Source organism: Halobellus clavatus (genome assembly GCF_900107195.1).
Lineage (GTDB): Archaea > Halobacteriota > Halobacteria > Halobacteriales > Haloferacaceae > Haloquadratum > Haloquadratum clavatum.
Genome location: NZ_FNPB01000001.1, coordinates 519,132 through 544,083 on the forward strand (window position 1 = coordinate 519,132; position 24,952 = coordinate 544,083).

Sequence of the window (24,952 nt, forward strand, 5' to 3'; positions counted from 1 at the left end):
ATCACCGACGCTCCGATCCGCTCGCGCCGTTCCTGTCGGCACCGTCGGCCGAGTCCCGGCGCGATCGCTCGTCGAACACATTTGCTACTCGAACACTGTTCGCAGACGCCCTAATCCTTACCGGTCGTCTACACGCGTGTGACGCGTCCGAACCGTGTGTGTCGTGAACGAGGCTGTGGCTCCGCACCGAGAGTCACGGGTGACGCATCGTCGTGCCAGGGGCGGGTCGTCATCGGCGGCGGCGCTACGTCTCGTCGAGCCGATCCTGCCACTCCTTGACGCGCCCCATCAGTTCGAGCGGGGACAGTTCCTGGAGGTCGAGGTCGTCGATCTCGGCCGCGACGTCTTCGGTGGCCTGCGGGACCGATGGCGACGGCCCGTCGGCAGCCTCGGCTGACGCGGACGCGTCCGTTCTCGCGCCCGAGTCGGTCGCGTCCGCTCGACCCCCGTCGGTGGCCTCGGCCGTGGTCGCGTCGTCGACGAACTGTCCCGACGAGAGGTCGAAGACGGCCTGCGTCGGTTCTGCGCTGCTGCCCCCGCTGCCTCGTGCCTCGATCGCCTCGTCGGCGCGGAGCCGTGCCAGCACCTCGTCGGCCCGGGAGACGACGGGGTCCGGAACGCCAGCGAGTTCTGCGACGTGGACGCCGTAGGAGCGGTCCGTCGGTCCCTCCTCGATCGTGCGGAGGAACGTCACGTCGTCGCCGGCGTCGTCGACCGCGACGTGGACGTTCTCCACGCGCTCGAGGAGGTCCGCCAGCGACGTGAGTTCGTGGTAGTGCGTCGCGAAGAGCGTCTTCGCGCGGATCTCGTTGTGCAGGTACTCGGTCGCGGCCCACGCGATCGAGATACCGTCGTAGGTCGCGGTCCCGCGGCCGACCTCGTCGAGGATGACGAGCGAATCCTCGGTGGCCGAGTGGAGGATGTTCGAGAGCTCCTGCATCTCGACCATGAACGTCGAGCGGCCCTGGGCGAGTTCGTCGAGCGCGCCGACGCGGGTGTAGATCCCGTCGACGACGCCGATCGTCGCCGAACGCGCCGGGACGAAACTCCCGATCTGCGCGAGCAGCGTGATGAGTGCGACCTGTCGCATATAGGTCGACTTCCCGCTCATATTCGGTCCGGTGACGAGCAGGAACTCGCGGCCGCCCGACGCCGCTGCGCCGTCGGCGTCGCCGCCCATCCGGAGGTCGTTCGGGACGAACTCCGTCGTCTGCTCGACGACGGGATGCCGGCCCGCCTCGATGTCGAGCGGCCCCGGAGCGGTGAGTGCCGGTCGAACCCAGTCGTTGCCGGCGGCGTGGGTCGCGAGCGACGCCAACGCGTCGATCTCGGCGAGTGCCCGGCCGACGTCCTGGAGGAGTTCGGCGTGGGCGGCGACGCGGTCGCGGAGGTCACAGAACAGGTCGTACTCCAGGTCGCCGCGGGCCTCCTCGAGTCGGAGGATCTCGCGTTCGCGTTCTTCGAGTTCGTCGGTGACGAACCGCTTCGAGTTCTTGAGCGTCTTGATCTCCGTGTAGTGTTCGGGGACCTGATCGGCGACGGACTTGCCGACCTGGATGTAGTGCCCGTCGGTCTTGTTCCGATCGACCGTGACGTGACTGAGGCCGTGTCGGCGCTTTTCGCGGTCGGCGAGCGTGTCGATCCACTCTTTCGCCTCGGCGTGTCGCGACAGCAGGTCGTCGAGCTCGCCGTCGTAGCCGCGGCGGAACAGGCCGCCCTGTCGGACCGTCTTCGGGGGATCGTCGGCGAGTGCCGAATCGAGTTCCTCGCGGATCGCCGCCGCGGCCGCTCTGTCGGGCCGTTCGACGATCTCAGCGAGCGGCGAGTCCGCGAGCGGCGAGCCGTCGATCGCCTCGGCCACCGCTGGGAGGATCTCGAGCGTCTCCCGGACGGCGAGGAGGTCTCGCGCGTCCGCGCTCCCGGAGGTCGTCCGCGCGGCCAGCCGTTCGAGGTCGTAGCCGCCGTCGAGCGCCTCGCGGACCCGCTCGCGCGCCAGCGCGGCCGAGGCGAGCGCGTCGACACAGTCGAGTCGCCGCGTCAGTTCCGCACGGTCGCGTCGGGGGCGCGTCACCCACTCCTGGAGGAGGCGCCGGCCCGGCGCAGTCACGGTGTGGTCGATGGTCGCGAGCAGGGTCCCGTCGCCCGCCCCCTGCATCGTCTCGGTGAGTTCGAGGTTCCGCTGGGTGGTCGAGTCGAGTTCGAGGTGCGTCGAACTCTCGAAGGACTGCAGGCGCGTCATCGACGGCAACACGCCCGCGCCGGTCTCCTCGACGTATCGGAGCACGGCACCGGCAGCCCGGACCGCTGCGTCCTCGTCGATGCCGACGCTGTCGAGCGTCTCCCGGCCGAACTGCTCGCGGAGTGTGTGCGTCGCCCGGCCGGGTGCAAACGCGTCGGCCTCGAACAGCGAGACCGTGGCGTCGGTCGACTCGCGGAGCCGCCGGGTGAGGGCGTCGTCGCCGCGGACGGCCGGTCCCGGGAGGATTTCGACGGGGTCGAAGCGGTGGAGTTCCGAGAGCGCGGCGTCGGCGTCCGCGGCGACGGTCACGAGGAACTGCCCGGTCGTCGCGTCCGCGAACGCGAGGCCGAAATCGGCCGTCCCGTCTGCCCCGTCCGCGCCGTCGACGACCGCGGCGATGTAGCGCGCCTCGGCATCGTCGGTCTCCAGCAGCGTTCCCGGCGTGACGACACGGGTCACCTCGCGGTAGTGATCCCCGCTCGCGCCCTCGAACTGGTCGGCGACGGCGACCCGGTAGCCGCGCTCGACTAACGCCTTCAGATACGGCGTGAGGTCGTCGACCGGCACGCCCGCCATCGGGTACGACGACCCGTGGGAGGACTTCTGAGAAACCTTCAGATCGAGTTCCTCGGCGACCAGTTCGGCGTCCTCGGCGAAGAACTCGTAGAAGTCGCCGCACTGCATCGTCAGCATATCGGCATCGGTATCGGATTTCAGAGCGAGAAACTCCTCAACGATTCCCTGCGAGGCCATATCCGCACCTGGGCGGCGGGCGGATAAAACGCTACGGTGTGGGCGACGGCGTGCGCCGGGTCCTGCGCGAGCGTTTATGTCGGATGACGCGGCCAGCGTCGTTGTGACCTGACGCCACCCCCGCGCCGGTCAGCGGTTGCCCGGCACGTCGGCGCGGGACGAACGCGGGTGCCGGCTGTTCGCCACGGCGTCTCGGGGCGACGGACCGCTACCGGTCCACTTCGCCCATAATCGTATCGAGGCTGCCGAGCGTCGCGATCAGATCGGGGATGTAGCCGCCGCGGGTCATCTCCGGGAGCGCCTGGAGGTGTGAGAAGGATGGGCCGCGGATCTTGAACCGCGCGGGCGAGTCGGTGCCGTCCGCACGGATGTAGATCCCCAGTTCGCCCTTCGCGGCCTCGACCGCCCGGTAGATCTCCGCGTCGTCGTCGGGCTTGAGCGTCCGCGGGACGTTCGCCTGGATCTCCCGTTCGTCGTCGGGCCAGTCCTCGAGCAGTTCGGCGCACTGCTCGACGATCCGCGCCGACTGCTCGATCTCGCGGAGCCGGACCAGCAGTCGGGCGAAGTTGTCGCCGTCGGCCTGCGTGACGACGTCCCACTCGAGTTCGTCGTAGTAGCCGTAGGAGTCGTCGCGGCGGAGGTCGTAGTCGACCCCCGAACCGCGAGCGACCGGTCCGGTACACCCGTAGGCCTTCGCCGTCTCGGTCGGAAGGACACCGGTGTCGACCGTCCGGATCTGGAGCACTTCGTTGCCGGTGAGGAGGTCGTGGTACTCCGCCAGCCGCTGGGGAAGGTCGTCGACGAAGTCGTAGATCTTCGTGACGAACTCCTCGCGGGGTTCGGGGAGGTCCCAGACGACTCCACCGAGCCGGAAGTAGTTGAACATCAGCCGCTGGCCGGTGAGGTCCTCGAGGATGTTCTGGACCCGCTCGCGGTCCTTGATGGCGTACATAAACGTCGCCGTGAAGTCGCCGATCACGTCGAGCGCGTACGCCCCCACCGCGAGGAAGTGCGAGAGCATCCGCGAGAGCTCCGCCGCCATCGTGCGGACCACCTGCGCGTACTCGGGGACGTCGATGTCTGCGAGCCGCTCGGCCGTCCGGGCGTACGCCCACTCGTTGAGCAGTCCAGCGCCACCCCAGTCCCAGCGATCGGGGTACGGCATAATCTGGTGTCGGTAGGTCTTCGACTGGCACATCTGCTCCTCACAGCGGTGGATGTAGCCGATGTCGGGATCGACGTCGACGACCTGCTCGCCGTCCAGCGTCACCTCCAGGTGGAGGACGCCGTGGGTCGCAGGGTGATGCGGCCCGATGTTCAACAGTAACGTGTCGCCGTCGCGCTCGTCGTCCTGAACCGGATTCACGTTCTCGGTGTAGGGGACGATCTGCGGCCGGTCCTGATCGTACTCCTGGGAGAGCGGATGCCCCTGCCACGTCTCCGGCAGGAGGAGCCGCCGGAGATCCGGATGCCCCTCGTACTCGATTCCGATGAGGTCGTAGGCTTCCCGCTCGTGCCAGCCGGCCGTCGGAAACACGGGTGCGGCCGACTCGATGGTTGGATCGTCCAGCGGCGCGGGGACGACCACACTCAGTTCCTCGGTGGGATCGTCGTAGCGCTTCATGTGATAGATCGTCTCGTAGCGGTCCGCGTACTGCTGAGCGGTGGCGCACGAGAGGTGATCGAAGCCGGCCTCGGTGCGGAGGAATCCGAGAACGTCCTGGACGGCGTCGGGACGGATCACGACGCCCGGCGCGTGGCGGTGGTCGTCGCGGCTGACGCCGAACCGGGATTCCAGGGCATCGATGGCGGCCTCGGCAGTGGTCTTCGCCGACACGTCGAGCGATGGCTGCTCCGTGTGGAGGTCCGAGGAGGGCTGCATACGCCTAATTCGTCGACCAGTAGCCTGGAATTACTGCCTCACGCCCGAGGTGCATTTTTGTGCGTGGGTCGAGCACGGAGACGCGATGCAATCGGTTCGACTTCGACTCGGGCTCCCCGAACCGTACGTCCATCCGATGCACGCGTTCGTCGCCGACACGCCCGGGTTCCGGGAGACGCGACTGCGACACTGGAACCCCGCTGTCGGCGAGCGGAACACCCTGGTGTTCTTCGTCGACGGCGACGATCGTGCGGCCTACACCGAGGCGTTGGTCGAGCAACCGTCGATCTTGGAGTACGAAGTTGCTCCAGCGGCGGGCCGGCGCGGCTTTCACCTCGCCGTCACCGAAGACCAGCGGTCCGCGGACGCGCGGCTCACGGCGGCGTTCCTGGGGACCGGCGTGGTCGTCGTCCCGCCGATCGTCTACCGGGCGGATCGCTTGATCGACGTCTCGCTGGTCGGGACAGGCGAAGAATTGACGGCCGCCTTGGAGGGACTGCCGGACGAAATCGACATCGACGTCGAACGGGTCCGACCGTACGACGGGCGCCTCGCTGACCCCACGGCCGCGCTCACGCCGCGGCAACGCGCGGCGCTCGACGTCGCCGTGGAGGTAGGATACTACGCGAGCCCTCGCGAGGCGACACTCGACGCCGTCGCCGACGAACTCGGCTGTGCACCCGGAACCGCGGCCGAACACCTCAGGAAGGCCGAAGCGACGGTGCTCGGGCGAATCGTCGACTCGGTACCGGGCGCGAGAACGTAGGCCCGATCAGTCGGCGCGCACCGAGCACGCCTCGGTGTACTCGATGTCGGCGATCGAGTCGATCGAGTCGTCGCCACAGATCGGGCACTGGGGGTTTTGCTGGTAGGGAACGGTCTCGAAGGACAACTCCATCGCGTCGTAGAAGACCAGGCGCCCTTCGAGTTGGTCGCCGGCGTCGAGCGCGAGTTTGACCGCTTCGGTGGCCTGGATACACCCCACGGTGCCCGGGAGGACGCCGAGGACGCCCGTCGTCGCACAGTCGGGGACGGTCCCCGGTTCGGGGGCCTCGGGGAACAGACAGCGGTAACACGGGCCGTCCGGGACGAGCGTCGTCAACTGTCCCTCGAACTTGTAGATCGCGCCGTGGGCGATCGGAATCTCGTGGATGCGACAGAAGTCGTTGAGGAGATAGCGCGTCGGGAAGTTGTCGGAGGCGTCGACGACGACGTCGTAGTCGGGGACGATGTCTGCGACGTTTGCCTTGGTCAGCCGCGTCTCGTACGCGTCGACCTCGACGTCGGGGTTGAGTTCCGCGACGAATTCGGTGGCGCTGTCGACCTTGGGCCGACCGATGTCGCTATCGCGGTGGATCACCTGCCGCTGGAGGTTACTTCGTTCGACGGCGTCGTCGTCGGCGATCCCGATCGTTCCGACCCCGGCGGCCGCGAGGTACTGAATCACCGGTGACCCGAGGCCGCCCGCGCCGACGACGAGGATCGCGGCGTCGAGCAGCCGCTGTTGGCCCTCCGGACCGACCTCGTCCATAATGATGTGTCTGGAGTAGCGATCCAGCTGCGTGGAGTCGAGTGAGAGTGACATACGTGTGCTCGGTCGCGAGAGGGGTTAACTTCACCCGGTGTCGATCCGCGGCCCGGTCGGCGTCGTCGGGTCGTTACTCAGCGCAGCAGGCTTCAGCCTCGTCGGCGTCGCCCTCTGCCGGGTGGGTGTTCGGCGCGTCGTCTGTGAGTTGATACAGGTTCTGCCGCGCGTCCGCGAAGTAGACGTCCTCGTCGACCACGTCGATCCCTTCGAGGCGCTCGAGGGCGTAGCGGACCGTCCGAGCCGAGAGCATCGACTCTTTGACGATGCCTTTCTGGGTCAGCGGGCCGTTGTACTCGAGTACTTTGAAGACCAACTTCGCGCTCGGCGGGAGGTCGTCGAGACTCTCCTGTTCTGCCTCTGCCATTGTAGGTTTTGACACAGCGAACGGTCATAAACCTTCGCGAGTGAGCACGGCGAAACGCCCGGATATCGGAGAGGCAGCAGGTGACAGCAGTGTAATCGCTACCGGCGGTTTTTCGGCCCGCCTAAAATTCGGAAGAGATTTACGTCTGTTTAGGTCTGCCTAAACTATGCGCGACACCCAACGATCGAGACCGCTGACGCGACGGCGATATCTGGCAGGCACCGGGGTCCTCGGGGCGGCACTCCTCGCCGGCTGTACAGGCGGCAACACGGAGACGACCGCCGCCGACTCCGGCGGCACGCCGGCCACGGACGCGGCGACCACAACGTCGGGAGCGAAGCCGTCGACCGGAGCGGCGTCACACGCTGCGGCGCTGGCACCCGTGGGCGACGTCAGTCTCGATTCGGTCCCGGAGCGCGTCTTCACGCTGTACAACCAGTACGCGGATATGCTGGTCGCGATCGGTCACGGCGACGCCGTCAACTCGATGTTCGTGCCCGAGATGGCCGGCCCGACGATGAACCGCTACTACGAGCGCCTCGACGGCGTCACCTTCGAGTGGGAGGGGCTGCCGAACCCCTACAACGACTTCTCCAAAGAGTTCCTCTACAGCCTCGACAGCGACCTCCACCTCCTCGATCCGGCGTGGGCGGTCACGCAGGAGGGCTGGAGCGAGAGCGACGTCGCAGAGATCACCGAGAATCTCGGGCCGTTCTTCGGGAACTTCTACAGCGGGACGCACGCGAGCCCACCGGAACCGTACGCGGAGCGCTATCAGTACTACGACCTGTGGGAGATCTTCGACCGCGTGGCCGCACTCTTCGACGAGCGTGAGCGGTACGAGCGTCTGGCTGCCGTCCACGAGGACCTCCTCGCGACGATCGAGGCCGACCTCCCACCGGAGTCCGAGCGGCCCACGGCGGTGCGTGTGACCCTCGGCGACGGACAGTTCTGGACGTATCACCTGAACCGTCCCGGCTTCTGGCTCGCGGACACTCGCCCGCTCGCCGCCACGGACGCCTTCGGGAGCGAGACGTGGGACGGCCTCTGGGGCTCGGTCGGCTACGAGACGATGGCCGAAGCCGATCCCGACGTCATCCTCCACCTGTGGGGGGTGACGCCCCGCTACGAGATGGCTGCGATCCGCGAGCGACTCCGGTCGCACCCGGTCGGCAGCGACCTCGCCGCAGTCGAGAACGATCGGGTCTACGCGCAGGGGATGCGCTATCAGGGCCCGCTGATGAATCTCTTCCAGATCGAGATGACGGCGAAGCAACTGTACCCAGAGCGCTTCGGCGAGTGGCCCGGCTACGAGGACGGAGAGCCGTATCCGGAGATTCCGGCCGGAGAGCGACTGTTCGATCGCGCTCGCGTCGCCGACATCGTCACTGGGGACTGAGCGTCGCTCCGGGCGGCCGACGCGACGCCACGCTTTTGCGATCGCCCCCCATAGTGGCGCGAGATGACAGACGGCGCGAAGATCGCGGACGTCGACGACGTCCCCCCGTCGGGATCGTATCTCTTCACCGCGGCGGACGCGTTCACGAACGAGACTGAACTCATCCTGGTGCGGTGCGAGGAGGAACCGGGAATTCAGGCGTGGCCCAACACCTGCACGCACCAGCAACAGGCGTTCGACCGCGGCGACGGCGCAGCGATACGCGACGGACAGCTCGTCTGCCCCCGGCACGGGTCGCTGTTCGACGCCTGCGCGGGCACCTGTGACAACGGGCCGGCCGCGGGGACCGAACTCTCGACGGTCGAGGTCACCGTCGAGGACGGATCGGTGTTCCTCAGCGACGACAACTACACGTTCCGGCACGCCGGGGGCACTGGCGACGACGATCCAGCGTCGACGTCACACATCTCGTTCTGACGGCCGGCGGCGGTCAGAAGACGTCTTCGCCGGGGAGGAGATCGCGGTGACAGTCGCGGCACGCGGTGAAGCCGTGCTGCTCGAAACACTGTGCCTCGTGTTCACACAACTCACACCTCGTGACCTCACCGAGCGTCGGTCCGGGGTGTGCGTCTCGTCGGTACGGACTGATCGAATTCCGCTCGGTTCGCGGCCGCGACGACTCAAGCATTTCGTACGCATATCTTTGGTTTCGAGACGGATAACCCTATTTTAATACAGTCGACCGTGTTAAAATATTTACTCGCGATGTCGTCATCGTTGCGTTCGTCTCAGTGAGAGATCCGGACAATCGCCGGCGACTTATTCGGCTTCGAGTTCGATCGCCGGGCGGAACGGGACGGCCTGTTTCTGTGCCTCGACGTCCTGGCCCTCCGTCTGGACGACGATGTCGGCGTCGAACTCCCGCCCCAGGAAGTCGGCGGCGCGCTCGTAGGCGGCTGCCTCGTCGACGGCCGCGAGCGCATCGAGGTCGGCGTCCGCACGCCCGCGGGCGAACTCGATCAGTTCGCCCACGAGGTCGTTGACCGCGTTGCCGCGCTCGCGGAGAGCCGGATCCTGCATCACTTCGCTCATCACCGCACCCTGATCCGCGCCGATCTCCGCGATCGTCGCGAACACCTCCTGCTTCCAGTCGGCCGCGACGGTGACGCGGATGCGATCGGGGTCGGCTTCGGGAACGTCCTCCTCGGCGTTTTCGAGCGACTGTTGGATGCCCTGGATGTCCTCGACGACGCGTTCGATCTGTGACTCTGCGACCTCGATCTCGCTGTCGAGCAGCGCGGCGTCGACCTCGGGCCACGGCGCGTCCTCCGCGGGCGTTCCGGTCAACTCCTCGTGGAGTTCGTTCGTCAGGAACGGGATGAACGGCGCGAGCAATCGGAGCCGGGTCTCAAGCACCTCGCGGAGAGTCCACCGCGCGGCCGGCCGCGATCGGTCCGTCCGCCGTCGGTACCACCGCAGGTCCTCCTCGAAGTCGTAGAAGGCGGCCTGACTCGCCGTGCGCGTCTCGGACCCTTCCATCGCGTCGGTCACCTTCGCGACCGTGCGCTGAAGGCGCGACAGCAGCCATCGGTCCTCGGTCGCCAATTCGGGGCGCTCCTCGGGGCCGGGGACGTCGACGACGTCCTGCGCCCGGGTCCAGAACCGCTCCAGTTGATTTCGGACGGAGGCGACCTGTTCGGCCCGCCAGTCGTAGTCCTGCCACGGCTCCGCCGAGTTCAGGAGGAAGAAGCGGACCGTGTCCGCGCCGTACTCATCGATGGCCTTGCCCGGGAGGACGACGTGCCCCTTCGAGGAGGACATCTTCTCGCCCTCCAGCAGGCCCATCCCCATAATGACGATTCCCTCGGGCCACTGTTCGGTGTCGAACAACTCGGCGTGGTGGAAGAGATAGAACGTCAGGTGGTTCGAGATGAGATCGTTCGCAGAGAAGCGGTAGGTCACGGGGTACCAGTAGCGCCACTCCGCACGGAGTTCCAACGCCCGCTCGTCGGGGTCGTCGACCGCGTCCGCGCCGTAGAAGAGCGCGTCGAAGAACTCCCGATCGAGGTCCTCGGTCGGAATCTCCCGCAGGCGGTGAGCGATCGTGTAGTACGCCATATAGATGGTCGAGTCCGAGAGGGGCTCGATCACGAAGTCTTCGTCCCACGGCAGGCGGGTGCCGAGCCCGTAGTTCCGGATGCAGGGCCACTCGTTCAGCCAGTCGATCGTGTGATCGTACTCGCCGCGGGTGTTCTCGGGGATCGCCTCCATCTCCGCGACGGCGTCGTGGGCCGCCTGCTTCCAGTCCTCGTCGTTGTAGCGCAGGAACCACGTGTCTTGCTCGGCGACGACGACGTCGCCGCCGCAGCGGCAGACGACCTCCTCGGAGAACTCCTGCATCGTCCCGAACGCCCCCGTCTCGCGGTGCGCGTCGCGGAACCGGTCGCGGACGTCCTCGACGACCTCGCCGGCGAATTCGCCGTACTCGTCGTTCAGCCGGCCCTGGTGGAACTCGCTGTTGTACAGTTCCTGGGTCGCCTCCTCGAGTGCGGGATCCGTACTGGACTCGATCCCGGCCGCCTCGACGGCGGTCTTCGCCGGGATCTCGCCGTAGCCCTCGATCGAGAGGATCGGGACCGGATCGATCGCGTCGACGTCGGCCGGGTCGATTCCGTACTCGGCCAGCCGCTCGTCGTCGGCTTTCGCCTCCTGGAGGGCGACGTAGTCGTCCGGGGAGTGCGCCGGCACCGACATCACGACCCCGGTGGCGTTCTCGGCGTCGACGAACTCGGCGGGAAGGACGAGGACGTCGTCGCCGGTGATGGGGTTCGTGACGTACTCGCCCACGAGGTGCTCGCCGGAGACGGTCCGTTTCGGGACGACCTCGTACCCCTGGAGTTGGAGTTTCTCGACGGCGGGCGCGGAGACGAACCACTCCTCGTCGTCGACGTCGGCGATCACGTAGTCGGCGTCGGGGTCGATGTACGCGTTCGTGACCCCCCTGACGGTCTCGGGGCGGAGCGTCGCCATCGGGACGACCGTGTCGCCCCGGCCGAAGCGGACCAGGGTGTACTCCTGGAACTCCGCCTCCTCACCTTCGAGCAGGTCGTGAGTCGTGACCGGCTGTTCCTCGTTGGTGCAGTACTTCACGGGGTGGAGGCCCTTCTCCAGACGGCCGCGGTCGCGCAGCGTCTCGTACTGCCAGGTGACGAACTTCGAGTAGCGCTCGTCGTTGGTGGTGAACTCCCGCCGCCAGTCGATCGAGAGCCCGAGGTCTTTCATCCCCTTCTTGTAGTGGTCCTCGATGAAGTGGCGGGCGTAGCCCATCGGCGTTTCGAGGTCCTGAAGCGTGTCTTCGGCGACGTTATAGGTGTCTCGCAGAACTGAGAGTTGCTCCTCCTCGCCCTTCTTCAGGCGCTCGACCGCGCCGATGATCGGCGTGCCGGTGACGTGCCAGGCGATCGGAAAGAGCACGTTGTCGCCGCGCTGGCGTCGGTACCGCGCGTAAACGTCCGGGACGGTGTAGGTGCGGGCGTGACCGATGTGCATCCCGCCGCTGGGGTAGGGGTACGGAACCGTGATGAACGTCGGATCCTCGTCGGCAGCGTCGGCAGCGTCGGCCGCGGGATCGGCCTCGTAGCGACCCTCCTCGGCCCATCGCCTGCGCCACCGCGTTTCGAGTTCCTGCGGGTCGTAGTCCATATCTACCCTCTCTGGACCCGACGGTAAAATATCTCCTAACTCGGCCGAGGCCGAACGGACAACGCTAAGGCCGCCGCCCGACGCCTACGGGATATGCACCCAGACGCGGTCGTCCTCGACATCGACGGCGTCCTCGTCGACGTCGCCGACTCCTACCGACGCGCGATCGTCGAATCTGTCGAACGGCTGTACGAGCGAACGATCGACCGCGACGACGTCCAGTTGTTCAAGGACGCCGGCGGCTTCAACAACGACTGGGACGTGACGTATGCGGCGGCGCTGTACGTCCTCGTCGACGAGCACCGACCGCTCCCGCTGTCGACGTTCGCCGCCGAGATCGAGGCGGCCGGCGGCGGCCTCGACGCGGCCGAGGCGGTGGCGGCCGAGCACCTCGACGACGACGCGTGGGACGCCGTCCGCGACGCCTGGGACCCAGAGGGCCTCCACGACGCGTTCCAGGCGCTCTACCTCGGCGCTGATCGCTACCGTGACCTCGAAGGCGGCGAACCGCCGTTCGAGACGCGAGGCTACATCCACGACGAACCGGTGCTCCTCGAACCGGCGACGCTCGATCGACTCGAAGCGAGCGCCGAGCTGGGAGTGCTCACCGGTCGCCCGGCCGCCGAGGCGGAGATCGCGCTCGACCGCGTCGGGCTGTCGGTCCCCGACGAACACCGCTTCACGATGGACGACTGGGAGGCGGGCAAGCCACACCCCGACGCCCTGACGACGCTCGCGGCCCGCTTCGACGCCGAGACCGTCGCGTTCGCCGGCGACACGCTCGACGACGTACGGACGGCGGTCAACGCCGCCGCGGCCGACGGAGGTCGGGCGTACCACGGGATCGGGGTCCTCACCGGCGGCCTGACGGGTGAATCGGGCCGAGAAGCGTTCGAGGGCGTCGGTGCGGCCGCCGTCGTCGATTCCGTGAACGACCTGCCCGAACGGCTCTTCGAGAACTGATTCGGCGGCCCGGAGAGCGGTCCGACGACGGGTACGCTTATTTTCCCGGTCGCCAACGTCTATTCGATGGATGCGCTCCGATTCGAGCGGACCGCCTGGGCCGTCGTCTTCGCCGCCGTCGTCGCGGTGTTCGGGACGCTGCTGCTGCTCCCGGACCCGACCGGGGTCGTCGCTGCCGGCGTCGCGCTCGCGATCTTCGCCGTCGTCGCGTTCCTCGCGATCCGGTACGCGCTGGGATCGCTCCCCCGGGACGCCGTGGTGGGCGATCAGACCGTCCGGTATCTCGTGTTCTTCGCCGTCGCGATCGTCGGACGGGTCGGCCTCGGATCGCTCGGCTACACCGGCATCGCGAGCACCGCCGTGACGTTCGCCGTCGCGTGGGTGCTCGCGATGTGGGCCGAACGACTGAACCCGAAGCGCTGGGGAGAGGAGGCGAGCGGCGCGTGACCGCCGGCTCCGGATCCGACGGCGGTCTGACAGGCGGGATCGGTCACCACTTCGTCCGGTTCATCGCCGTCGTCGTCGCCGTCGACGCGTTCGGCCTCGGCGCGTGGTGGCTGCTCCCCGCGGGCGGGTCGATCCGGACCGGCGTCCTGCTCGGGACGCTCGTCGTCGCGCCGCTGCTCGGCTTCCTTATCGTGTACGCGCCGGCCGTCTCGGCGGCCCGCAGACGAACGGGCGACGAGCGGTAGGACCAGCCTGTCGACACCGGCAGCCGTGCCCGCTCACGCAACCCTTTACCGGATTCCACCCCACCTCTGGGCTATGCGAATTGCACTTCTCGGCGGGACTGGCGACATCGGAGCGGGCCTCGCGGTCCGCTGGGCGTACCACACCCACCACGACGTCGTGATCGGCTCCCGGGACCCCGACGCCGCCCACGACGCTGCCGACGAGTACGCGGAGGCCGTCGCCAGCCACGGTCGCGAGCGGAAGCTCACCGGCTTCGAGAACGCGATGGCGACCGACCGCGCCGACGTCGTCGTGCTCTGTGTGCCGCCGTATCACGTTGCGGACACCGTCGAGTCCGTCGCCGACGAACTCGACGGCGACGACATCCTGGTCACGCCCGCGGCGGGGATCAAGCGGGAGGACGGCGGATTCAGGTCTCACGCCCCGAGCGCCGGGAGCGTGACTGCGCTCGTCGCCGACGCCGCACCCGACGACGTCCCCGTCGTCGGCGCGTTCCACACCCTCCCGGCCGGCCGTCTCGCTGACCTCGACGCGGAACTGGACATCGACACGCCCGTCGTCGGCGACGACGACAGCGCGAAGCGTCAGGTGATCGGACTGGCCGAGGACATCGACGGGCTGCGTGCGCTCGACGCCGGCGGGATCGGCGCCGCGGCGGAGGTCGAGTCGGTGACCCCGCTCCTGCTCAACGTCGCACAGAACAACGACGGACTCCACGATCTCGGCGTCCGATTCCAGTAGTTCCAGTCGTCCGCGCTCAGAATCGGTCGCGGAGTTCGACCCTGAGATCGTCGAGATCGCGCTCTTCCATCGCGAGCAGCACGAGCAGGTGATAGACCAGATCGGCGCTTTCGGCCAGAAGTTCCTCGCGGTCGCCGTCTTTCGCCGACAGGATGGTCTCTGTCGTCTCCTCGCCGAGTTTCTCCAGTACGGCGTTTTTGCCCTTCTCGTGGGTGAACAGCGAGGCGGTGTAGGAATCCGCTGGGAGCGTCTCCCGTCGGTCCTGGATCGTCGCGAAGAGTTCGTCGAGCACCTCGTCCGGCGGCGTCTCGGAGTCCATACGAGTGCGTAGGTCCGCCTCGGGGGAAGAATCGTCCGGTTCCGACGACGAGGAGGTGTCCGTCGGCCGACTCATAGTGTTTACTCTCATCTCTTAGCGCCGGGCGCTGCCAACGGGGGTGGCGCTCGGCGGTAAAAAGTGAGAGTAAACACTATCAGGCCGGGTGGACGGTGATCCGTTGCGTGCGGTCGATGGCCTGTTCGAGTTCGTCCGCGATGGCGCTGCCGCGGGAGACCTGGATGTCGCCGCCGCGGCCGACCGTCGCGGTGAAGAGGTACTCGCCGTCGGCGCGGACCTCGACGGTCTCGCCGACGTGTTCGTCCATCCGGATCACGACGTGCCGGGAGGTCACCTCCGGCGTGACGACGACCCCGTCGTCGGCCGAGTCGCCGCCGGACCCCCCACTGCCACCGCCGCCACCGGCGTGCTGACCGCCCTGTGCGGGCTTCTCGTCGTGCGTTCGGACGTCGATGTCGATGCCGAGGCGGTCCTCCACGTCGGAGATGCGGCCGCCGCCCTTGCCGATCACGTAGGAGATGTCGTCCTCCTCGACGTAGACGACGGCTTCGTTCTGGTTCTTGAGTTCGACCTCGACGTGCCCGCGGGCGATCGAGCGGATCTCCCGTTCGATCTCCTGGCGGGCGAGACGGTCGACGCCGGTTTCGCTGCTTCCCTCGCCGTCGCCGAGCGGAACCGTGATGACCTGCCGGTTGAACGTGTAAATCTCGTACTCCGGCTTCCCGGTCTCGAAGTCCGCGACCTGAATGACCGGCCGCGCGAGGTCCTCGGCGGTGAGCCCCTCGGGCACCTTGACTTCCGTCTTCACGTCGTAGACGGTGTCGACGCGGCCGTCTTCGATGTAGACGACGGTGTCGACGACCTGCGGGATCATCCCGAGTTCGACCCGGCCGACGAGCCGCTGGAGCGCGTCGATCGCGCGGGTCGCGTGGACGACGCCCACCATCCCGACGCCGGCGAGTCGCATGTCCGCGAAGACGCCGAAGTCCTTCGTCTTCCGGACCTCGTCGTAAATGGTGTAGTCCGGGCGGACCAAGAGCAGCGAGTCGGCGGTCTTCTCCATATCGCCCCCGAGCGCGGTGTACTGGGTGATGTCGTCGTCGACCTGGAGGTCGCGGGGCTTCTCCATGGTCTTCACCGCGTAGTCGGCGTCGGTGAGGAACTCCGCGACCGCCTGCGCGAAGGTCGACTTCCCCGCGCCGGGCGACCCGGAGATGAGGACGCCGCGCTGGCGTTCCTGCAGCCGATCGCGGAGTTCCTCGGCGAACTCGTAGTCGTCGAGGTCGGTCTTGACAATCGGCCGAACGGCCGTGATCTCGATGCCGTCGGCGAAGGGCGGACGCGCGACCGCGATGCGGTAGTCGCGGAACTGGACGATGCTCATCCCGGGTTCGGAGAGTTCGAGGAAGCCCTCCGAACTCGTGCGGGCGGTCTCTTCGATGTCGTCGGCCCACTCTTTCATCTGCGCCTCGTCGGTGACCGCGTCGCGGATCGTCTGGTAGTGCATCTCACCGATGGCACCGCGCTTGGCCTTCGGCTTCGTGCCGGTCTTGAGGTGGACCGACATCGTCTGGTCGTCGAAGAACTCCTCGATGACGAGTTCGTCGGATCCGCGGACGCGCGGTTCGACGTACTCCACGTCGATTCCCTTGGCCGTCGCGACCTCCGATTGGACGACGTCGCTCGTCAACAGGGTCGCGTCCTCCTCCTCGGCGACCTCGCGGATGAGCGCGTCGATGTCGCCCTCGTGGGCCCCGGTGGCTTCGCTGGGCTTCGTTCGGCGGCCGACGTACCGGACGGAGACAGCGCCGTCGTCGGCGAGTTCGGCGAGCCGCTGGAGCTCTTCGAGGCCGGCCCACCCCGTGTCGAGGCCGTCGTTGGCCTGCGACTCGAGTTCCCCGACGACAGCCTCGGGGACCAACACCTCGATCTCCTCGTCCGACTCGACTCGCTCGGACACGCGACCGTCGATGACCGCGCTGGTGTCCGGGACTGTCTTCATAACCGCGAGTTCGACCGGCGGACGGATAAGGGTATAGACTGCCGGTGTCCGGCCAGCAGCCGCGGATCAGTCACCCGAAGTGCGGGTGGCCGGGACCACCGAAGCGTCACCGATCAGTCGTCGGCGGCCGCTCCGGCGGCACCGTCCCCGTCGCCGAACTCGAACCCGCCGAGGGAGTCGGTGTCGTCCGCGCGGTGTTCTTCGAGCACCTCGAAGGAGCCGGCCAGGTTGTCGAGCCCGTTCGCGCGCTGGGCGAGGGTGTCCGCCTGCTCGTCGAGTTCGCGGAGGGACCGCGACTGCTCGGCCGCGTCGTCGACGGCGGCGGCGGTCTGGGCGGTCGTCTCCTCGGAGATGTTCGCGACCTCGTCGACCCGCGCCGAGACGTCCTGTGCGGACTGGGCCTGCTGGTCGGTGGCGTCGCTCACTTCACGGATGCTCGCGTCGATGCCCTCGATGTCGTCGACGATCGACTCGAACTCCGCGATCGCCTCCGAGACCGTATCGACGCTGGATTTGACCTGTCGGTCGGTCTCCCGGACCGTCGAGAGCGTCTCCTCGGAGCGCTGGGTCACGTCCTCGATGAGGCCCGAGACCTCGTCGGCGGATTCGCGCGTCTCCTCGGCGAGTTCTTTGACCTCCTGGGCGACGACGCCGAAGCCGTCGCCGGCGTCGCCCGCGTGGGCCGCCTCGATGGAGGCGTTGATCGCCAGCAGGTTCGTCTGCGAGCCGATGTCGTCGATGAACGACGCGATCTCGTCGATCTGTTCGATCTGGGCGGCGAGTTCCTCGACGGCGGCGGCCGTCTCTTCGATCTGCGTCTCGACCGTGTCGAGTTCGGCCATCGCCTCGGTCGCCACGTCGCGGCCGGCCCGCCCGCGCTCTGCGGCGCGTTCGGCGGAGCCGGCGACCTCGTCGGCTGAGGCGGCGATCTCTTCGACCGTCGCCGAGAGCGTCGACAACTCGGAGGCGACCGTCTGGAGGTGGTCGGTCTGTTCGTCGGCCCCCTCCTCGATCTCGTCGACGGCGGCCGCGACCGCCTCGCTCGACTCGGTGGCGCGCTCGACGTGAATCCGGGCCTGGTCGCTCATCTCGGCAACCTGGTCCGCGAAGGTCTGGACGTCGGCGACCGTCTCCGAGAGCGTCCGGACGAACTCGTTGTACGAGCGGGCGACCTCGCCGTATCGATCGTCCTCACTCGCCAGTTCCTCCGCGGGGACCAGCGCCGTCAGGTCGCCCTCGCGGGCCCGCTCGGTCGCCTCGCCGAAGGCGTCGACGAGTCGCTGGAGCGCTCGGGTGTGCGCGGCCAGGTCGGTCGACATCCGGCCGAGAGAATCACCGAACGCGCCGGGAAGCTGTTCGTCGAGGATCGGGTCCTCGAAGTTCCGGTCGGCCATCGCAGTCGCCTGCGCGGAGACGAGCTGAAGATGGTCGTGCATATCGGCGAAATCCTCGACGAGCTGTGCCACCTCGTCCTCGCCGTCGGCGGTCGGCGGCGGCGTCGAGAGATCGCCCGCGGCCACTGCGGCAGCCGACGTCGAGAGGTCGTCGATCGGGCCGACGACGTCGCGACGGACGATCAGCACGGTGTTCAGGAAGGCGACGATCGATGCCGCGAGCAGCCCGCCGGTGAGCAGCGTCTGGATCCCGCCGCTCGTCACGAGCGGGAGCCCGGCCTGTGCGACCGAGATGCCGAACTGGATCCCGACCGCCGTCAGGAGTTTCCGCGCGACCGACTGGGAGACCCCCAGAATATCCATCGTCCCCCAGAGGAGCCGTTCGTACGGTTCGAGTAACATACCTCCCGGTGGCGGCCTCCGTCCTATAACGACATTAGTCGTTCCCACGGGTCGATAACTGGATGCAGCGAAAATTAGATCACGACATCAATGTTTGCTTCGCATATTCAGATTTGATATCCGGGATGTGTCTCAGGAGTCCAAATACCGGGAGCGCTCCCCGATCCACGCGCGTCGGTCAGCGCTCGTCGAGCCAGGACGCGAATTTCGCGAGCGCGCGACCGCGGTGAGAGATCGCGTTCTTCTCGGTGGGACTCATCTCGGCGAGCGTCGCCCCGTCGTGTTCGAAGATCGGATCGTACCCGAAGCCGCCGTCGCCGCGCGGTTCGACGATTCGACCGCGGACTGCCCCCGTGAACAGTTTGACCGGCAGCGCGTCCTCGTCGCCGTCGGCAGCCGAGTCAGCGGCCGCGGCGGCCGTCCGATCGTCCCGATCGACGGGGTCGGGGCTCGCGTCGAACGCGTCGCCGTCGCAGTAGGCCAACACGCACCGGAACGCGGCGCGACGCGGCGCGTCGAGTTCACGGGCAACCAGTCGCTGGACGGCATCGATGCCCAGCGTGTGCTCGACGAACGCGGAGTACGGGCCGGGGAATCCGTCGAAGCCCTCGACGAACAGGCCGGCGTCGTCGACGAGGACGGGCTCGCCCGCGTGCCGATACGCCTCGCGCGCGCCGCGAGCGGCGATCGGGCCGAGTTCCGACGACTGGATCTCGGTGTAGTCGTAGTCCAGCTGTTCGACCCCGTCGAGGTACTCGCGCGCCTCTCGGACCTTCCCCGCGTTCGTCGTGACGTATCGGAGCATTCGACCGATGGGAGGCGCGTCGGGAGAAAAGTCCCGTCGGTTCACTCGCGGCGGGTCGACCCCCAGAGCGGGCGCACCGGGCGGACGACCGTCAGTCGACGATGACCTCGACCGGGCCTCCGTCGTCGTCTTCGTCGACCGCTTCGTCCTCCGCCGCGCCGCCGGATTGCTGTTCCTGCCAGAGGAGGACGCCCACGACCGCGAGGGCGATCCACGACCGCCAGCTGGCGAGGTTGAGTGAGTAGCCGACGCCGAACGGCTTCTTCACGAGCATGCCCTCGTCGGGCTGCCAGTACGACGAGAGGAGGCGACCGAGCGACGGCCGCTCGAAATTGTACGGAATCCCGAGGATCTCACCCTGTTTCGGTTTGTCTGCCATACCCTCGGCTACGCCGGGCGGTAATAAATCGTTTTGGCATCCGACGGCGGTCGGCCGGTCGGCCGGAGCGAGGGTTTACAACCGATCGGGGGGCCAGCAGCCGCGTGCGCTGACAGCCGCCCCGCGTCGGGCAAGCGGTCGCTTGGCACGTCGACGCGGGACAGGGGAGAGAAGTCGTGCCGACTGTTCGCCACGCTGCCGGTCTGCGCTACTGGTACCGGCCGCGCCCTTCGACGTCGCGGAGTCGCGCTCGGACGGCGTCGTCGCCGACGTCCTCGTACCCGGATTCGAACGCCGACAGCAACGGCGCGGGGTCAGTGGCCGTCCCGGCGACGCTCTGCTCGAACACGTGGAGGTCCATCGCGTAGTCCTCGACGTGATCGGTGTAGTATCCGAGGCCGAAGTCGATGAGGTAGGTCCGCTCGTCGCCGACGCGGACGTTCCGCGTCGTGGGGTCGCCGTGGACGAACCCCGCGCCGTGGATCGTCGCGAGGTGTCGACCGACGGCGCGGCAGCGATCGGGACCGAGCGCCGCCGCGAGGTCGGCGTCGCCCACGCGCTCGAAGACGAGTGTTCCCTCGGTGGGATCGACGTCGTAGACGACGGGCGTCGGAACCCCGACGCGTCGCGCGGCGCTGGTGAGCCGCGCCTCCGCCCGGGTCCGCTCGGCCCGGAGGCGGTCGTCGAGCGCCGGGTGTCGGTACGCCTTCGGGAGGCGGCGCTTGATCACGCGTTCCCGGTCGACCGTGACCGTCGCTTCGGCGCCGCGGATCGTCCCGGACACCGCGGGGTCGCGGACGACCGACTCCGCGTCGCCACGCCAGGTCACCGGCACCTCGTCCGGGCGGAAGTCGGGGTCGACAGCGGACTCCGGGATCGAGACCGTGTCACCCGCCGCATACATCTTCGCGCCGAGCACCGCGATCATCCCGGCGTTGTCGCGGAGGAACCGCGGTTCGGGCGCGTGGAAGTCGGCGCCACGCTGCTCGCACATCGACGCGAGCATCGCTCTGAGTCGGTCGTTCTGTCCGACCCCGCCGCCGAGGACGAGTTCGTCGGTCCCGGTGAGCGACAGCGCCCGTTCGGCGACCTCGGTGAGCATCGCGAAGATCGTCTCCTGGAGGCCGGCGCAGACGTCCTCGACGGGAACGCCGTCGTCGACGGCGTCTTTCGCCGCGGACATGATGCCCGAGAACGAGAAGTCCATCCCCTTCACGACGTACGGGAGGTCGTAGTACTCGCCCTCGCGCGCTCGCTGCTCGACTTTCGGGCCACCGGGGTGCGACCAGTCGAGGTGCCGCGTGAACTTGTCGATCGCGTTGCCGACGCCGGTGTCCATCGTCTCGCCGAGGATGCGGTACCGGCCGTCGTGATAGCCCAGGAGGTGCGCGTTCGCGCCCGAGGCGTTCAGACAGACGGGGGAGTCGAACCCCGAACGATGCCGGCCGATCTCGAGGTGCGCGACCATGTGGTTGACCCCGACCAGCGGCACCGAGAGCGTGCCCGCCAGCGACCGCGCCGCCGTCCCGACGATACGGAGACACGGGCCGAGCCCCGGCCCCTGAGAGAACGCCACGGCGTCGACGTCGAGGCCCGGGCCGTCGGCTGTTTCGTCCGCGCGGTCGAGGATCGTCGAGACTACGCTGGGGATCGCCGAGCCCATATGCTCCGCCGCTTCACGCGGGTGAAGCCCGCCGCTGTCGGGCTGATACGGGTCCGATTCGATGTGGACCTCGTCCGTTTCGGTGTCGTAGAGAGCGGCGCTAGCGGCCCACGCGGTGCCCTCGATGCCGACGATACGCATTCAAAAAGCCGCGGTCGGTTCGATGCCGACTCAGGCCTCTTCGGCCTCGGCGTCAGCGTCGGCCTCGGCCCCCTCGATCTTGTTCCGATCGAGCATGTAGTCCTGTTCGATGTCGCGAGCGAAGTCCGGCGATTCGTAGACTTTCGCGTAGCCGACGGTCTTGCGCATCCCGAACTTCGTGTCGAGTTCGTGGACGACGACCTCGTCGGAGTCCTTGTTCAGTTTCGCAGCGAGACTGTCACGGACAGAGAGTCGCGACGGCGTCGCCTCTTCGTGAACGATCTCGAAGCGGACGTCGGACCGATGTAACATCGGGTTCTCGTCCTCGGAGATAATGTCGATTTCCATGGTTCAGTTGTTCTACAATCCAGCGGAAAGCAGTAAAAGGATTTCGAAGACTCAGGCGTCGACGCCGAGCGTGGTCAGCGCGGCCTCGACGTCGCCCGTCATCTGTTCGAGAAGCGAGCGCATCTCGGCTTTGGCGTCGGGCGTGACGGCCACGGCGACCATCCCCTCGCCGGGCTGTCCGTAGACGACGGTCCCGCCCGCTGGCGTGACGAGGACGGCGGGGAGCGCCGCGAGGTCCTCCTCGCCGTCGACGACGATGGTGATGGGTTCGGGAGCGTCGACGGCGTCTGCGAGCGTTGCGAGTAGCTCTTCGGAGATGGCCCCGGGCGGGTTCTCGACGGCCCGCCGGTGCTCGGGGTCCGCGAGCGCGTCGCTGATCGCCTCGTCGACCGCCTCGCGCTCGGTCCGGCCGTCGACGAGCGCGACGGCCGGGACGTGGCCGGCCTGCCGGAGGTGGTAGGTGACGACGTCGCCGACGGCGACGATCGGTCGACCGGCGTCCGCGAGCAATGCGTCGGCGTCCTCGTAGACGTCGCCGAAGGGGTCCTTGAACGAGCCGCGCAGGTCGTCTGGGAGCGTGAGCATCCGTCAGTTAGCGGACTTTCAGCGCGTAGCCGCCGGGTTCTCTGACGTTCATCTCCTCGGCGATCTCCGAGCGTTCGGGGTGCGTGATGACGACGTAGCCCGCCCAGTCCTCGGTGAGGCTGCTCGATCCGCAGTTCTCACACGCCTGCGCGTCGCCGTGGTTGATGTAGTGGCACTCCCGGCAGGCGAGACGGGACTCCGCCATCTATTCGCCCTCCGCGCCGGTCGTCGCGGTGTTGGCCTGCCGATCCGCTTCGAGCCAGCCGTGTTTGCCGAGGCCGGGCTGCTTGGCGGTGAGGCCGATCTTCGAGTCGCGGGGGTTGCGTTCGTCGATGCTCTTCGTCACGACGCGGACCCGGACCGAGTCGCCGACGCTGAGCGTGCGGTTCGATTCGGTCGAAGCGAGCTGTTGGTTCTCGCCGTCGTAGGCGAGGTATTCGTCCGAGATCTGCGAGACGTGGAGCAGCCCGTCGACCGGCCCGATGCCGACGAACGCGCCGAACTCGACGACCTCGACGACCTCACCGTCGACGACCTCCTGCATCGAGGGGTCGAAAGTGATCGCGTCGAACTCCGCCTCGTAGTAGACGCCGGCGCGGCCGGGGAGTACCGTCCCCTCGCCGATGTCGTGGACGTCGGCGACGCTGACGACGCTACCGACCTCCTCGTCCATCCGTCCCTCGAGTTTGTCCTGCAGGAGCCGCTTGACCCGCTGTGGCGTCACGTCCGCGAGGTGCTCTGGCGGCACCTCGACTGTGTCTTTGAGTCGTACCCGTTTGTACATGCGTTATGGTTCTGTTATCTCCAATGTGTTTCGACCCCTTAAACCGATTACGCGAACGCCGTGTTCGAGCAATCGGTCGCGGAGCGGCCTGTCGTTGGTGAGCGCGTAGTCGCCTTCCGCCGCGGCGAGTTCCACCACGGCATCGTCGGCGTAGGACTGCCCGGTCTCGACGACGCGACACCGCGAGACGAGGTCGCGGCCCACGCTCGCGGCGACCGCCTCCTCGCCGTTCCCGGATTCGGCGAGTTTCTCCAACTCGGCGACGACCGAGCGTGGAACGGCCAGGTCGGCGTCCGACCCGACGAGGCGGTCGAGCTCCTCGAAGACGCGAACGTCGAGTTCGACCGGCATCATCAGCGCGTTCGTATCGAGGATCACCGTCGTCATCTCCGGTTCGAGTGGGCGTCGCCGCGCCCGGTCGTGTCGCCGGTCGGTTCGTCCCGCGCCGTCGGGCTCACTGCAGCGTGCCGATCCCGATGAGCCGCCAACGGGCCCCGACCCGTCGGTTGATCGCGATCTTCGCGCCGGATTCGGCGCAGACGGGGCGCTTCAGCGCCACTTCGGCCTCGCCGGTGCGGGCGCTCGTGACCGAGCCGACGGTCGTCGCGGTCCCGACGGTGAGCATCAGCGGCTCGCCGGTCGATATCTCTTCGACGGAGCCCTCGTCCTCGCCGACGATCCGGTCGAGGAGTTCGACGTCCATCGTGAATCCCTCGCGCGTCGGCGGGAGTGTCCCGGGTTCACCCGCGACCTGGCCCGCCAGGGCATCGCCCTTCGTGAGGCTCGGATCGAGGCCGGTCCCGATGCCGCAGAGGCCGCCCGGTTCGACCTCGTCGACGGACTCGCTGCCGGCCTGCAGCGATCGGATGTCGGTCGTGATCGGCTGCCACTCGGTGGCGCCGCCCTCCTCGACCTCACGGCCGGGCCGGAGTTCGACTTCCTCGCCGGTGGTCAGATTGCCCTGGACGACGGATCCGCCGACGACCCCGCCTTTGAGGTCTGCCCAGGTCGTGCCGGGCCGGTTGATGTCGAACGACCGCGCGGCGAACAGCCGAGGCGATTCGCCCTCGTCGCGCTCGGGCGTCGGAATCTCCTGTTCGATGGCGTCGATCAGGAGGTCGATGTTCACTTCCTGCTGGGCGCTGACGGGGATGATCGGGGCGTCCTCGGCGACAGTGCCGGAGACGAACTCTTCGATCTGTTCGTAGGACTCGACGGCGCGCTCGCGGTCGACGAGGTCGATCTTGTTCTGTGCGATGACGATATTGTCGATCCCGATGATGTCGAGCGCCATCAGGTGCTCTTCGGTCTGCGCCTGCGGGACGTCCTCGGTCGCGCTCACGACGAGGACGGCCCCGTCCATGATGGCCGCCCCGGAGAGCATCGTCGCCATCAGCGTCTCGTGACCCGGGGCGTCGACGAACGAGACCGTGCGCAGTACGTCGGTCTCTTCGCCGTCCGGGCCGGTCTCTTCCACGGTGTAGCACTCGGGCGGGTCGACGCCCGGGACCTGTCGGAACGTGGCGTCGGCGTAGCCGAGGCGGATGGAGATACCGCGCTTCATCTCCTCGGAGTGCTGATCCGTCCACGATCCGGACAGCGCCTGCACGAGCGTCGTCTTCCCGTGGTCGACGTGTCCGACGAGTCCGATGTTCACCTCCGGTTGTTGTGTTTGTCGTGTCACCATTGACCTCCTAGAGAGTAATCTTGCGAGCAATTCGCCGCGAGCGACTGATAAAGTTGCTGTTCTCGCTCCACGACGCCGGGCAAACGAGGTCGAATGCGGCC

At 67.7% G+C, this 24,952-nt stretch carries 25 protein-coding genes; 7 read left to right on the forward strand and 18 right to left on the reverse strand.

Features of this window, described 5'->3' with window-relative positions:
• Positions 1-244 precede the first annotated feature (244 nt).
• Together mutS and BLU74_RS02565 are read right to left on the reverse strand one after the other, a co-directional pair.
• Positions 245-2,992: a DNA mismatch repair protein MutS gene (gene mutS / locus BLU74_RS02560; protein WP_089764807.1), complete on the reverse strand. Its 2,748-nt coding sequence runs from the start codon at positions 2,990-2,992 to the stop codon at positions 245-247.
• A 208-nt stretch (positions 2,993-3,200) separates the two neighbouring features.
• On the reverse strand, positions 3,201-4,874 hold the full coding sequence (locus BLU74_RS02565; RefSeq protein ID WP_089764810.1) for an NADH-quinone oxidoreductase subunit D: 1,674 nt from the start codon (positions 4,872-4,874) through the stop codon (positions 3,201-3,203).
• Positions 4,875-4,959: 85 nt separating this feature from the next.
• Here BLU74_RS02565 and BLU74_RS02570 point away from each other — a divergent pair, with 85 nt between their 5' ends.
• Positions 4,960-5,640 (forward strand): helix-turn-helix domain-containing protein, encoded by a 681-nt coding sequence (locus BLU74_RS02570; RefSeq protein WP_245705702.1) that lies wholly within the window; start codon positions 4,960-4,962, stop codon positions 5,638-5,640.
• 6 nt (positions 5,641-5,646) lie between these two features.
• On the opposite strand, the gene ubaA is transcribed toward BLU74_RS02570, so the two are convergent.
• On the reverse strand, positions 5,647-6,459 hold the full coding sequence (gene ubaA / locus BLU74_RS02575) for an SAMP-activating enzyme E1 (protein ID WP_089764812.1): 813 nt from the start codon (positions 6,457-6,459) through the stop codon (positions 5,647-5,649).
• 73 nt (positions 6,460-6,532) lie between these two features.
• Positions 6,533-6,826: a MarR family transcriptional regulator gene (locus BLU74_RS02580; RefSeq protein WP_089764814.1), complete on the reverse strand. Its 294-nt coding sequence runs from the start codon at positions 6,824-6,826 to the stop codon at positions 6,533-6,535.
• 166 nt (positions 6,827-6,992) lie between these two features.
• Here BLU74_RS02580 and BLU74_RS02585 point away from each other — a divergent pair, with 166 nt between their 5' ends.
• Complete coding sequence (locus BLU74_RS02585; RefSeq protein ID WP_089764816.1) at positions 6,993-8,225, forward strand: ABC transporter substrate-binding protein; 1,233 nt, start codon at positions 6,993-6,995, stop codon at positions 8,223-8,225.
• A 63-nt stretch (positions 8,226-8,288) separates the two neighbouring features.
• Entirely contained in the window at positions 8,289-8,702 is a 414-nt protein-coding gene (locus BLU74_RS02590; RefSeq protein WP_089764818.1) for a Rieske (2Fe-2S) protein, read from the forward strand.
• Positions 8,703-8,715: 13 nt separating this feature from the next.
• On the opposite strand, the gene BLU74_RS02595 is transcribed toward BLU74_RS02590, so the two are convergent.
• Positions 8,716-8,913 (reverse strand): hypothetical protein, encoded by a 198-nt coding sequence (locus tag BLU74_RS02595; RefSeq protein ID WP_089764820.1) that lies wholly within the window; start codon positions 8,911-8,913, stop codon positions 8,716-8,718.
• A 131-nt stretch (positions 8,914-9,044) separates the two neighbouring features.
• Positions 9,045-11,927 carry a leucine--tRNA ligase gene (gene leuS / locus BLU74_RS02600; protein WP_089764822.1) on the reverse strand — a complete coding sequence of 961 codons (2,883 nt, stop codon included), beginning with the start codon at positions 11,925-11,927 and terminating at the stop codon, positions 9,045-9,047.
• A gap of 93 nt (positions 11,928-12,020) precedes the next feature.
• Between leuS and BLU74_RS02605 the strand changes: the two genes are divergently transcribed.
• The 4 genes from BLU74_RS02605 (at position 12,021) to npdG (ending at position 14,324) form a co-directional block, all read left to right on the forward strand.
• Positions 12,021-12,890, forward strand: coding sequence for a TIGR01548 family HAD-type hydrolase (locus BLU74_RS02605; RefSeq protein WP_089764824.1), 870 nt, complete (start codon positions 12,021-12,023; stop codon positions 12,888-12,890).
• Between the two features lie 66 nt (positions 12,891-12,956).
• Positions 12,957-13,337 (forward strand): hypothetical protein, encoded by a 381-nt coding sequence (locus BLU74_RS02610; protein WP_089764826.1) that lies wholly within the window; start codon positions 12,957-12,959, stop codon positions 13,335-13,337.
• Positions 13,334-13,582: a hypothetical protein gene (locus BLU74_RS02615; RefSeq protein WP_245705703.1), complete on the forward strand. Its 249-nt coding sequence runs from the start codon at positions 13,334-13,336 to the stop codon at positions 13,580-13,582. The genes BLU74_RS02610 and BLU74_RS02615 overlap by 4 nt, the downstream gene beginning before the upstream one ends.
• 73 nt (positions 13,583-13,655) lie before the next feature.
• Positions 13,656-14,324, forward strand: a complete 669-nt coding sequence (gene npdG / locus BLU74_RS02620) for an NADPH-dependent F420 reductase (protein ID WP_089764829.1) — start codon at positions 13,656-13,658, stop codon at positions 14,322-14,324.
• A 16-nt stretch (positions 14,325-14,340) separates the two neighbouring features.
• Here the strand turns inward: npdG and hisE are convergent, their stop codons facing one another.
• From hisE to BLU74_RS02680, 12 genes are all read right to left on the reverse strand, one after another.
• Entirely contained in the window at positions 14,341-14,643 is a 303-nt protein-coding gene (hisE, locus tag BLU74_RS02625; RefSeq protein ID WP_089764831.1) for a phosphoribosyl-ATP diphosphatase, read from the reverse strand.
• Positions 14,644-14,797: 154 nt separating this feature from the next.
• A complete protein-coding gene (locus BLU74_RS02630) occupies positions 14,798-16,663 on the reverse strand; it encodes a PINc/VapC family ATPase (protein WP_089764834.1) in 1,866 nt (621 codons plus the stop codon).
• Positions 16,664-16,776: 113 nt separating this feature from the next.
• A complete protein-coding gene (locus BLU74_RS02635) occupies positions 16,777-18,459 on the reverse strand; it encodes a methyl-accepting chemotaxis protein (protein WP_245705704.1) in 1,683 nt (560 codons plus the stop codon).
• Between the two features lie 178 nt (positions 18,460-18,637).
• Entirely contained in the window at positions 18,638-19,264 is a 627-nt protein-coding gene (locus BLU74_RS02640) for a non-canonical purine NTP pyrophosphatase (protein ID WP_089764836.1), read from the reverse strand.
• A gap of 91 nt (positions 19,265-19,355) precedes the next feature.
• Positions 19,356-19,643, reverse strand: coding sequence for a DUF5808 domain-containing protein (locus BLU74_RS02645; protein ID WP_089764838.1), 288 nt, complete (start codon positions 19,641-19,643; stop codon positions 19,356-19,358).
• Positions 19,644-19,851: 208 nt separating this feature from the next.
• Complete coding sequence (locus tag BLU74_RS02650; RefSeq protein WP_089764840.1) at positions 19,852-21,447, reverse strand: bifunctional N(6)-L-threonylcarbamoyladenine synthase/serine/threonine protein kinase; 1,596 nt, start codon at positions 21,445-21,447, stop codon at positions 19,852-19,854.
• Between the two features lie 30 nt (positions 21,448-21,477).
• A complete protein-coding gene (locus BLU74_RS02655; protein ID WP_089764843.1) occupies positions 21,478-21,795 on the reverse strand; it encodes a 30S ribosomal protein S24e in 318 nt (105 codons plus the stop codon).
• Between the two features lie 51 nt (positions 21,796-21,846).
• The gene (locus BLU74_RS02660; protein WP_089764845.1) at positions 21,847-22,380 is read right to left on the reverse strand and encodes a GTP-dependent dephospho-CoA kinase family protein; all 534 of its coding nucleotides are present in this window, start codon (positions 22,378-22,380) and stop codon (positions 21,847-21,849) included.
• 7 nt (positions 22,381-22,387) lie between these two features.
• The gene (gene spt4 / locus BLU74_RS02665) at positions 22,388-22,585 is read right to left on the reverse strand and encodes a transcription elongation factor subunit Spt4 (RefSeq protein ID WP_089764847.1); all 198 of its coding nucleotides are present in this window, start codon (positions 22,583-22,585) and stop codon (positions 22,388-22,390) included.
• Positions 22,586-23,164 carry a DNA-directed RNA polymerase gene (locus tag BLU74_RS02670; protein ID WP_089764849.1) on the reverse strand — a complete coding sequence of 193 codons (579 nt, stop codon included), beginning with the start codon at positions 23,162-23,164 and terminating at the stop codon, positions 22,586-22,588. It abuts the gene before it with no gap.
• A gap of 3 nt (positions 23,165-23,167) precedes the next feature.
• Positions 23,168-23,551 (reverse strand): PIN domain-containing protein, encoded by a 384-nt coding sequence (locus BLU74_RS02675; protein ID WP_089764851.1) that lies wholly within the window; start codon positions 23,549-23,551, stop codon positions 23,168-23,170.
• 67 nt (positions 23,552-23,618) lie between these two features.
• A complete protein-coding gene (locus tag BLU74_RS02680) occupies positions 23,619-24,848 on the reverse strand; it encodes a translation initiation factor IF-2 subunit gamma (protein ID WP_175454543.1) in 1,230 nt (409 codons plus the stop codon).
• Positions 24,849-24,952 lie beyond the last annotated feature (104 nt).

Bases quoted from the DNA above. Each gene is read 5' to 3' on its own strand.
- mutS (WP_089764807.1), bottom strand. From the start codon at position 2,992: ATGGCCTCGCAGGGAATCGTTGAGGAGTTTCTCGCTCTGAAATCCGAT.
- BLU74_RS02565 (WP_089764810.1), bottom strand. From the start codon at position 4,874: ATGCAGCCCTCCTCGGACCTCCACACGGAGCAGCCATCGCTCGACGTG.
- BLU74_RS02570 (WP_245705702.1), top strand. From the start codon at position 4,960: ATGCAATCGGTTCGACTTCGACTCGGGCTCCCCGAACCGTACGTCCAT.
- ubaA (WP_089764812.1), bottom strand. From the start codon at position 6,459: ATGTCACTCTCACTCGACTCCACGCAGCTGGATCGCTACTCCAGACAC.
- BLU74_RS02580 (WP_089764814.1), bottom strand. From the start codon at position 6,826: ATGGCAGAGGCAGAACAGGAGAGTCTCGACGACCTCCCGCCGAGCGCG.
- BLU74_RS02585 (WP_089764816.1), top strand. From the start codon at position 6,993: ATGCGCGACACCCAACGATCGAGACCGCTGACGCGACGGCGATATCTG.
- BLU74_RS02590 (WP_089764818.1), top strand. From the start codon at position 8,289: ATGACAGACGGCGCGAAGATCGCGGACGTCGACGACGTCCCCCCGTCG.
- BLU74_RS02595 (WP_089764820.1), bottom strand. From the start codon at position 8,913: ATGCTTGAGTCGTCGCGGCCGCGAACCGAGCGGAATTCGATCAGTCCG.
- leuS (WP_089764822.1), bottom strand. From the start codon at position 11,927: ATGGACTACGACCCGCAGGAACTCGAAACGCGGTGGCGCAGGCGATGG.
- BLU74_RS02605 (WP_089764824.1), top strand. From the start codon at position 12,021: ATGCACCCAGACGCGGTCGTCCTCGACATCGACGGCGTCCTCGTCGAC.
- BLU74_RS02610 (WP_089764826.1), top strand. From the start codon at position 12,957: ATGGATGCGCTCCGATTCGAGCGGACCGCCTGGGCCGTCGTCTTCGCC.
- npdG (WP_089764829.1), top strand. From the start codon at position 13,656: ATGCGAATTGCACTTCTCGGCGGGACTGGCGACATCGGAGCGGGCCTC.
- hisE (WP_089764831.1), bottom strand. From the start codon at position 14,643: ATGGACTCCGAGACGCCGCCGGACGAGGTGCTCGACGAACTCTTCGCG.
- BLU74_RS02630 (WP_089764834.1), bottom strand. From the start codon at position 16,663: ATGAAGACAGTCCCGGACACCAGCGCGGTCATCGACGGTCGCGTGTCC.
- BLU74_RS02635 (WP_245705704.1), bottom strand. From the start codon at position 18,459: ATGTTACTCGAACCGTACGAACGGCTCCTCTGGGGGACGATGGATATT.
- BLU74_RS02640 (WP_089764836.1), bottom strand. From the start codon at position 19,264: ATGCTCCGATACGTCACGACGAACGCGGGGAAGGTCCGAGAGGCGCGC.
- BLU74_RS02645 (WP_089764838.1), bottom strand. From the start codon at position 19,643: ATGGCAGACAAACCGAAACAGGGTGAGATCCTCGGGATTCCGTACAAT.
- BLU74_RS02650 (WP_089764840.1), bottom strand. From the start codon at position 21,447: ATGCGTATCGTCGGCATCGAGGGCACCGCGTGGGCCGCTAGCGCCGCT.
- BLU74_RS02655 (WP_089764843.1), bottom strand. From the start codon at position 21,795: ATGGAAATCGACATTATCTCCGAGGACGAGAACCCGATGTTACATCGG.
- BLU74_RS02660 (WP_089764845.1), bottom strand. From the start codon at position 22,380: ATGCTCACGCTCCCAGACGACCTGCGCGGCTCGTTCAAGGACCCCTTC.
- spt4 (WP_089764847.1), bottom strand. From the start codon at position 22,585: ATGGCGGAGTCCCGTCTCGCCTGCCGGGAGTGCCACTACATCAACCAC.
- BLU74_RS02670 (WP_089764849.1), bottom strand. From the start codon at position 23,164: ATGTACAAACGGGTACGACTCAAAGACACAGTCGAGGTGCCGCCAGAG.
- BLU74_RS02675 (WP_089764851.1), bottom strand. From the start codon at position 23,551: ATGACGACGGTGATCCTCGATACGAACGCGCTGATGATGCCGGTCGAA.